An 8,695-nucleotide genomic window follows, 5' to 3' on the forward strand; every position below is an offset into this window, starting at 1 on the left:
AGGCTCTACTTTCCCCTCAAGTAAAGCAGTATAGTCCAGCCCCAAAAAACGAGATAAGAGTAGCGCCCCCTGCTGAAAGCCGGCCGGAGTATTGGCGATCCGGCTGTTCCACCATGCGGGCAGCACCTTTCTATAAAGGTAGGACTTATCGTACCCATTCGCTGCTAGCCGACGGATCAGCTCTTGCCAAGTAACCCGTTTAGTCTCGACACTCGATTTAACCATCGGTTCGTCCTTCGCCCTCTTAGGCGTATCTAAAATTAAGTATACAATATCCGCATCTGCTCCTTACTACAACAGAAGTTACTTCTTTCGCTGTTTAAAGCCATCCCTCCTCTTGCAGTTTTTTCCACTTCGTGCGTATAATGATAGCGGGCGCAACGGAGACCCCGTTGCGCCTTTGCTTATAAAAGTGAGGGCGCTACGATGCCACAATTTGAACAGCTCAAAAAAGGGATGACGCGCGTACGCGTGCCCGCCAAAGACTCGCTCAGAGCTTACCTGCTTCTCATGCAGCGCACCGGCGGCAAAATGCAGGTGCTACCAAACGATGTTTACGTGCTTGATGAAAGCCAGATTCAGATACTGAAGGAGAACCAGATTCCCTACGAGGTCATAGCCGATAAATAGCATAGAGGGCTTAGGAATGAAGAAGGCCTCTGTCTCTACAAGAGGCCTCAGGAGCCGCCATGGCTTGGAAGGAGAGGAGAGAGGGTTGAGCGCAGAGACGAAATATATTTTCGTTACCGGTGGAGTTGTGAGTGGCCTAGGGAAAGGCATCACCACCGCCAGCTTGGGGCGCCTCTTGCGCAACCGGGGCTTCCGCATCACCTTTCAAAAGTTAGACCCCTACATCAATGTGGATGCCGATACCATGAACCCCTACCAGCATGGAGAGGCGTTTGTTACCGACGATGGGGCCGTTACCGATCTCGACCTCGGCCATTACGAGCGTTTCGTAGACATCTCCCTTACCCGTCGTGCCAGCGTTACCACAGGAAGCGTCTACAGCACCGTCATCGAGAAGGAGCGCCGAGGTGACTATCTCGGCGCCACCGTGCAGATGATCCCTCACATCACCAATGAGATCAAAGAGCGCATTCGAAGCGCCGCCAAGGGCGCGGCCGGCGAACCGGATGCCGACATCGTGATCGCCGAGGTGGGCGGCACGGTGGGCGATATCGAGGGGCTGCCCTTCCTTGAGGCCATTCGCCAGTTCCGCAAGGACGTGGGGACCCAAAACGTCATGTACATCCATGTAACCCTCATTCCGAGCGTAGGGCCTTGGGGTGAGGTAAAAACTAAACCCACACAGCACAGCGTCATGAAGCTGCGTGAGATCGGCTTGCAACCGGATGTGCTTATCTGTCGTACCCGCCTGCCCCTCTCTCAGGAGATGAAAAACAAAATCTCCCTTTTCTGCGATGTGGAGCCTGCCGCCGTGGTGGATGCGGTAGATGTTGACACCATTTACGAGGTTCCGCTTCTCTTTGAAGAGGCCGGGCTGGCCGATCTCGTCGTGAAGCGTCTTGGCCTGCCCGAAACCACCCCCGACCTCGCCGAATGGCGCGAAATTGTCTCTCGCATTAAACAGCCGCGCTACGAGGTGAACGTGGCCGTGGTCGGCAAATATGTGGAGAACGGAGACGCCTACATCTCTATTGCAGAGGCGTTGAAACACGCCGGTATCGCCAACGATGCCCGGGTAAATATCCATTGGATTGATAGCGAAAAGTTGGAACGCCAGCCGATAGAGCAGGTTATGGAGGGCATAGATGCCGTGCTTGTCGCCCCTGGATTCGGTGCACGAGGCGTAGAGGGCAAGGTGATGGCCGCCCACTACGCACGTACCAAACCGCTGCCCTTCCTCGGCGTGTGCTACGGCATGCAGATGGCGGTTGTGGAGTTCGCCCGCAATATGTGTGGCCTCGCCGAAGCCCATAGCGAAGAGGTAAATCCTCGAACCCCGCATCCGGTAATCCACATCTTGCCCGATCAGAAAAACGTGCCGAATATGGGCAACTCTATGCGCCTCGGCAGCCATCGGTGCCTGTTGGTGTCCGGCTCTATGGCCGAGCGGCTTTACGGCGAATCGGTTATCTATGAACGCCATCGCCATCGCTACGAACTGAATAACGACTACCGTGAGCTGTTAACGAAGCATGGCATGGTCTGCTCCGGCCTCTCACCGGACTATCGCCTTGTGGAGATGGTGGAGATTCCCTCGCATCCCTACTTTATCGCCACTCAGTTTCATCCTGAATTTCAATCAAGGCCTAACCGCGCTCATCCGCTCTTTCGAGGGCTTATCGCCGCCGCCCTCGAACATAACGGCTTCCGAGCCTTTCGCGAGGCCGCAACCAAGACCATAGATCGCCCGATGACAAGCCGTGGTGAGCTGACCCTAGACAACGAGGAGAACAATGTGGGTCTTGTAGAGAACACGCAAACGTTGGAACTTTAAAGAGAATGACATCTAAAAAACGGGTAACACCTACTGTCGTCGCTGCCCGACGGAGAACCCTGTATATCATGTGCTTTGTGAGCATCCTCTTCGGGGTTCTCTCCTTGGTAGCTGGGGGTTACTTTCTTTCACTGGTCGTTCCCGCTCATCCGCGCTCGAAAGCAGACCTTTTTACCCTTGTTATCGGCATAGGAATGCTTCTGTTTGGCCTTTGGCGCCTGGGGCTAGGGCTTTACTACCTGCGCGTTCTAAGGAGAACGCGCCCCTTGCCTCCCTCGTCTTCCCAACAACAAACGTGACGAATATTCCTTTCAAGGAGAATTGACACTCATGTTGCCGCTTCGCAAAAGGTATTTTATTCCCTTTCTGTGTGGACTGCTTCTCATTGGGTTATCATGGGTTCCCACCGAGGCCCAATTCCAACGCTTCGGCGGAAACCCCTTCGAGCCTCCGGCCGCCACCCTCCACTACGCCCGCAATCGGGATTACCATGTGCAACATCTCCAACTCGTCTTCATTGTCCATCCCGATACCCACTCCGCCGAAGGCACCGTCACCCACACGCTGGCCCCGTTGCGGGATGGGCTATCTACCATCGTGCTCGATGCCGGGGCAAATCTCCAGATCAAAGATTGCACCCTAGATGGAGCCCCCGTTACGTTTGAACATAACGGCGATAAACTGATCCTTCATGCTCCCTCCCCTCTGCAGCGGGGGAAGTACGTGAAAGTAAGCGTACACTATATCATGCCCGGCGGCACGGTAGGAGGTGGTGCCAATGGAGTCGGTGGCTTTAAGTGGATCGATCCGACCCCCACCGACCCGAATCGAGCACCGGAGTTCTGGACCCAGGGCGAAACAGATACCAACAGGAACTGGGTACCCTGTTATGACTATCCCAACGACAAGTGCACCAGCGAAACCATTGTCACTGTGCCGGATACGTGGACGGTTATCGGTAACGGCCAGGAAGGCCCTGTCACCGAAGATAGGGCACACCACACGAAAACCTTCCGTTGGATCATGAACCAGCCTCACTCCACCTACCTGCTGTCGCTTGTAGGAGGCGAATTGGATGTTTATCGCACGCATTGGGAAAACGTTCCTCTGCTCTACGTCACTCCAAAAGGTCAAGGGGAACTTGCCCCCTACAGCTTCTCCGACACGCCCGATATGCTCTCCTTCTATAGCCAACTGCTGGACTTCAAATATCCTTGGCCGAAATACGCCGAGGATGCCGTCTACGATTTCCCCGGCGGTATGGAGAATGTAAGCGCCACCACTCTGGGAAACATCGCCCTCACCGACCCCCGCGCAGGCCTGGTGCGCACCGATAGCCTCACCGCACATGAGCTGGCTCACCAGTGGTTCGGAGATACGGTAACCTGTAAGGACTGGGGCAATATCTGGTTAAACGAGGGATTTGCCACCTTTATGCAGATGCTCTATACGCGCCATCGCTTTGGAGAAGAGGAGTGGCAGGCCGACAAGGAGGGGGCACTACAAAGCTACCTAAGAGAAGCTCGTCGCTATCTTCGCCCACTCTCCACCAAGCTCTACTCCAACCCGGACGTGCTTTTCGACTCCACCACCTACTCCAAGGGCGCCCTCGTGCTGGAGATGTTGCGCGACCAGCTTGGCCAAGACAATCTTTTCCGCGGCCTGCACCACTACCTCGAAGTCTATAAGTTTCGACCGGTAGACAGCCACGACCTTATGGAAGCTATTACCGACGAAACGGGCATTAACGTAGAGCCTTTCTTCGACCAATGGGTCTACAAACCGGGGCACCCCGTCCTCCAGATGAGCTGGCGCTACGACCCGCAAAGCGCCACCGTGCAAATAACGGTAAAGCAACTGCAAGATACCTCACACGGCGTGCCCATCTTCCATATGCCCATCACTTTTGGGCTTATCTACCCCGATCGGGCCTCTAGCGACCACCTGCAGAGGGTAACTGAGAATTGCGATCAGGCCGAACAAGAGTTCTCCATTCCCGAAACGTCGGCGCCCGCAGCCGTGCTACTCGACCCCGATCATGAGCTGCTCAAGCAGATGGAGACGCCGAAATGGTCGGAGGCCGAAGCCAGAGCCATCCTTCTCTATGCTCCTGACTATGTTGATCGTTTAGAGGCCGCTCGGCAGATCGTTGCACAACCCGGCGGGCTTACGGCAGAAAGAGAGCAGCTGTTTATCCAGGCCCTGAAATCGGAGCCGGCCTGGCGCGTTGCGAGCTTTTTGCTACAGCAGCTGGGCAACCTTAAAGACCCTGCCTTGCGCTCCCTCTTCCTTCAACAAACCGAAAGCAAGCAGCCCGAGCGCGTGGCAGCTGCTCTTGAGGCGCTGGCTCAATTGCCCACCGACGCCGCCACGTTAGCCCTCATCCATCGCGACGCCATCAGCGATACGGCCCCCTATCCTGTCGTTGAAGGCGCTTTAAATGCCCTCGCTAAGCTCGCTGCCGCTCAAAATCTCGACGTCTTTCGCCATCAGATCGAGGCCAAAACGCCCCGAGACCAACTGGCTTATATGGCGGTCAATGCGCTCGTCGAAGCTCACGTAGATGCAGCGGGTCCCCTGCTGTTGGAAGCGGCCGGTCCGACTCACTTCTACTTCACACGGCTTGCGGCCATCCGCGGACTCGGCCATCTCGACCGCGGCGATTCGACCGTTAGCAAAGGGCTTGCTAACCTGCTTTCGGATTCTAATCCGCAGATTCAGCGCAGCGTTATCGAGGCTTTGCAGGAGCGCGGCGATAAAAGCGTTGCCCCCATCCTACAGGCCTTTGAAACCCAAACGTCCGATCCAAAGCTGAAACAGGCTGCAGAGGACGCCATCGCCAATCTACAACGAGGAGAGTAAGCCTATCCCCTTCAAAGCGCCTTCTGGGTTTCCTACCGTCTCTTGGCAGGGAACCCAGGTTACCTTTATCCCGCAAACGCAGCCCCCCCCTCCGCTGCCTGTCCAAGCCGTGCTCGCCTTTGTTTTCGCAAACGGAAAGGCCCTCCTCGCCCGTATTCGGGGCAGAGGTTGGTGTGTGCCTAGCGGCCATGTGGAACCTGGGGAAACCCCTGAAAAGGCCATCCGACGTGAAATCCGTGAGGAGGTGGGTGCCAACGTAGGCGATCTGCACCTACTCGGCCACTATCTGCTATTGCCGCCGGACGCTTCGCCCTATCTTGCGGCGGTCTACTACACCTTCCTTCTCTCACAAGAGGCTATTCCAGAGGGCAGCGAATCGCAGGAGGCACGCCTGTTTCCGTTAGAGGCGTTTCCTACAAACTACTATTTCTGGGATGCGCTTCTGGAAGCCGTCTGCCGGTACGCCTTTGAACAGGCAACCGGTCAAGAATCCCTTACACAACCAGGCACCTAAGGGGGATAGCCACCGACACCCCATCGGAGCAGGGGGAAAAATAATCTCCTTCAGCACGCATTCCTCCGGGCCTCTGTTGCGACCTCTTGTAGAGGAACAGATGGCTTAGAAGCAGGAGTATTAAAGGATGGGAACGGCACGTTGAGGAGCATCATGTTACGTCGAAATCTTACTATAGCGCTTTTAGTTGTCTTGATAATTACTCTTTTCTTCTACTTGATGGGCATGCATACGCCCTTAGCCATGGGGCCGAGCGATGGGCCGGCGCCCATCGCCAAACGTTTCCCCCTCACGAACGCCAAACTGCCGCTGCTGCCCCCGAATAAGCCGGTACATCTTGCCGACCTGAAGGGGAAGGTGGTGATTCTAGATTTTTGGGCAACCTGGTGCGGCCCCTGTCGAGCGAGCATGCCGGAACTGCAAAAGCTCTACGCAAAATATGCGAATAAGGGTGTTGAGGTTGTCGGCATCTCGGAAGATACCTATCTCGGACGTTCACATCCAGAGCTTGTGCAGGCCGTGCAGAGCGTTGCCAAACAGTTTGGGGTCACCTATCCCCTCGCCCTGGCCGTAGACAACCCACAACTTGAAGACCTGTTTCCTCACACCGCCATTCCCGCCCTCTTCGTGCTCGACAAGCAGGGCCGAGCGGCCTACATGGAAAACGGCTTCGACCCGGTCAATAAACTCCAAGGCGTGGATCAGACGGTGAGTAAGCTGCTTCAGGAGAGATAGGCGTCGTGGAGACGCCTATCTTGGCTAGCTGGTAGACCGGAGCTATGTGCCAGTTGTTAGCATCCGTTGCTTGTAGCGCCCCTCTTTGCCTGTGCTCTCGCCCTGCACAGCCCCCAAACGCCGCCCAGAACCAGCAAACACCCAAAGCCTGCGAGGCTACCGACCTCCGGCGTGGCCGAAGAGGTACCCAAGCGCACATCGTCTAGGTAGATATATCCATAGTTGTCTTGAAAAGCAAACTGCAGCACGGGGTTGGAGTCGGCGGGGGTAACTAGATATTGATACATTTGATAGCCTGGAGGAAGATTCGTAAAAGAATCAACTGTTTTCCCATCGAAGCTCACTTGCAGGCTATTGGGAACGCTTTCGTCGGTTGATAACCAAAAGCTCAGGTAGTAGGGTTGGTTGGGCGTTACGTTCAACGTTTGCGAGAGATAGCCGGTACCGTTGGTCGTTCCAAGATCGGCGGCGTAGTTACCGGTATGAGGTTCGTAGTTATTAACAGTCGCCACGGTGGCATCTCCCGACAACGTCCAATCGGTGAAATCCCCTGTTTCAAACCCACCGTTCTGCACAAGGTTCTGGGCATGCGCGGTTTGCAGGCTTATAAACCCCAACGACACAGCAAGAATACCTATTCTCAGGTACTTGTTCATCCACTATTTTCCTTCTCATGGTATGGATTTTATGTTACATCGCCAAACAGCCGGTTCTATTTTAGCAAAGGGTGCCACTAAAAGGCAACGGTAAAAACTACAGGATTTGTGCTCCCAACCACCACTCTAACAGCTTTTCTGGCCGATAGCCATGCCACAAAATGTCCTCAGGTTTCGCCTCCCCCAAAGCGCTCATAGGAATGAGACCTACGATCTCGCTTTCAAGAGGTGCGGCCCCTTGTGCTTGCGCGGCCTGCTTTACCCATTCAAACACCCCAGGCAGTGGCGTTTTCTCCGGTCGAGTGAGGTTCATGGAAAGCTGGGCAAGGCCGCGGCTCGGAAGAAACAGCCCCATGGCGCGCACCCCCTCTAGTTCGGCGATCTGCTCTCGCTGCCGTCGAATTTGCCGCGCCAACTCGCGTGCAACCGCTGCATCGGCCGTGTTCAGCAGGATGTTGTAGGCGATGAGAGGACCTCGCGCTCCTACAATGGCCACACCCGCTGTAGGATGGGCATGCTGAGGACCGACATCGGGGTCTAGCGCGCCCTGAGCCAATCGCTCCCACCCCCCGCGCCTTAACTTAGGCAACTCGGTCTCGCGCCCCGGGCGAGCCGCCCATTCATAAAAAAACACGGGGAGATTAAAACTATGGGCCAACCGTTCCCCCAGCCGATGCGCCAAGGCCACGGCCTCTTCCTTGGTGGCGTTGCGCAGGGGCACTACCGGCAGCACATCCAAGGCGCCGGTACGTGGATGGAGGCCATGGTGTTGGCGCATATCTATCCGCTCTATAGCCACCTCGGCGGCAGCGATAATGCCCGCCTCGATCTGCTGGGCATCTCCTAAAAGCGTTACCACGCTACGGTTATGATCGGGGTCGAGGCTCCAATCGGCCACAACGGCGCCGGCATTTTGCGCAGCCGCCGCAATGGCCTCCACCACCTCTCTACGTCGTCCCTCACTGAAATTGGGCACGCATTGAAACACAGAGCCAATAAGCCTCGCCATTCTAACTACCTAACAAAGTCTCAGGCCTTAACAGAATACCCGCAATTTCAAGTGAAGTTTCTCTAATATATGGGGATAGAGTTGATAGAACCTGGCTTTCTTCAAGGATGACCCGCCGTTTCCTTTGAATAACCTTCCCTTCGGAAACCAACCACAACCGCCCCCTTTCTCCCGAATCGGGGGAAAGGACGGGATAGGGGGCGAGCAAGATAAGCTCACTTTGTTAACTTGCTCTAGAACCGCGAGATTGACAGCTTCAACAGCCCCACCTCCTACCCCTCAGCACCGGTGGGAATGGAAATGCAAGATTTCTCGCCTTCGGCTCGAAATGACAGTTGTTTATCTCATCTTCGGGTCGAAATGGCAGTCGTGTCGCCGGCTCTTCAATACCGAGGCGCTCATCCTCAGTGGAGATGAAACGTAAAGACCTCTCAGCTTCGCTTCGAGGTGACATG

General features: G+C 55.5%; 8 protein-coding genes and 1 pseudogene. 6 read left to right on the forward strand and 3 right to left on the reverse strand.

All coding sequences use genetic code 11. The features are described 5' to 3' along the window. Positions 1-225, reverse strand: a pseudogene (locus VKV18_RS05975) (hypothetical protein); the annotation flags it as partial. A 201-nt stretch (positions 226-426) separates the two neighbouring features. On the opposite strand from VKV18_RS05975, the gene VKV18_RS05980 reads away from it, so the two are divergent. The 6 genes from VKV18_RS05980 (at position 427) to VKV18_RS06005 (ending at position 6,575) form a co-directional block, all read left to right on the forward strand. Next, positions 427-630 carry a hypothetical protein gene (locus VKV18_RS05980; RefSeq protein ID WP_324200162.1) on the forward strand — a complete coding sequence of 68 codons (204 nt, stop codon included), beginning with the start codon at positions 427-429 and terminating at the stop codon, positions 628-630. 85 nt (positions 631-715) lie between these two features. Then, complete coding sequence (locus VKV18_RS05985; RefSeq protein ID WP_324203311.1) at positions 716-2,464, forward strand: CTP synthase; 1,749 nt, start codon at positions 716-718, stop codon at positions 2,462-2,464. A 5-nt stretch (positions 2,465-2,469) separates the two neighbouring features. Beyond that, positions 2,470-2,763, forward strand: coding sequence for a hypothetical protein (locus VKV18_RS05990; protein ID WP_324203312.1), 294 nt, complete (start codon positions 2,470-2,472; stop codon positions 2,761-2,763). A 31-nt stretch (positions 2,764-2,794) separates the two neighbouring features. Next, positions 2,795-5,326, forward strand: coding sequence for a M1 family aminopeptidase (locus tag VKV18_RS05995; protein WP_324203313.1), 2,532 nt, complete (start codon positions 2,795-2,797; stop codon positions 5,324-5,326). A 109-nt stretch (positions 5,327-5,435) separates the two neighbouring features. Then, positions 5,436-5,840, forward strand: coding sequence for an NUDIX hydrolase (locus tag VKV18_RS06000; RefSeq protein WP_324203314.1), 405 nt, complete (start codon positions 5,436-5,438; stop codon positions 5,838-5,840). Positions 5,841-5,993: 153 nt separating this feature from the next. After that, entirely contained in the window at positions 5,994-6,575 is a 582-nt protein-coding gene (locus tag VKV18_RS06005) for a TlpA disulfide reductase family protein (protein ID WP_324203315.1), read from the forward strand. Between the two features lie 56 nt (positions 6,576-6,631). Here VKV18_RS06005 and VKV18_RS06010 read toward each other — a convergent pair whose 3' ends face one another. Both VKV18_RS06010 and ftcD read right to left on the reverse strand, forming a co-directional pair. Continuing rightward, entirely contained in the window at positions 6,632-7,231 is a 600-nt protein-coding gene (locus VKV18_RS06010; protein ID WP_324203316.1) for a carbohydrate binding domain-containing protein, read from the reverse strand. 97 nt (positions 7,232-7,328) lie between these two features. Further along, on the reverse strand, positions 7,329-8,240 hold the full coding sequence (ftcD, locus tag VKV18_RS06015; protein ID WP_324203317.1) for a glutamate formimidoyltransferase: 912 nt from the start codon (positions 8,238-8,240) through the stop codon (positions 7,329-7,331). Positions 8,241-8,695: the final 455 nt, after the last annotated feature.

The organism is Chthonomonas sp. (genome assembly GCF_035294505.1).
Lineage (GTDB): Bacteria > Armatimonadota > Chthonomonadetes > Chthonomonadales > Chthonomonadaceae > Chthonomonas.

Excerpts from the sequence above, each read along its gene's own strand:
- VKV18_RS05980 (WP_324200162.1), top strand. The coding sequence starts at position 427 with ATGCCACAATTTGAACAGCTCAAAAAAGGGATGACGCGCGTACGCGTG.
- VKV18_RS05990 (WP_324203312.1), top strand. The coding sequence starts at position 2,470 with ATGACATCTAAAAAACGGGTAACACCTACTGTCGTCGCTGCCCGACGG.
- VKV18_RS05995 (WP_324203313.1), top strand. The coding sequence starts at position 2,795 with ATGTTGCCGCTTCGCAAAAGGTATTTTATTCCCTTTCTGTGTGGACTG.
- VKV18_RS06005 (WP_324203315.1), top strand. The coding sequence starts at position 5,994 with ATGTTACGTCGAAATCTTACTATAGCGCTTTTAGTTGTCTTGATAATT.
- VKV18_RS06010 (WP_324203316.1), bottom strand. The coding sequence starts at position 7,231 with ATGAACAAGTACCTGAGAATAGGTATTCTTGCTGTGTCGTTGGGGTTT.
- ftcD (WP_324203317.1), bottom strand. The coding sequence starts at position 8,240 with ATGGCGAGGCTTATTGGCTCTGTGTTTCAATGCGTGCCCAATTTCAGT.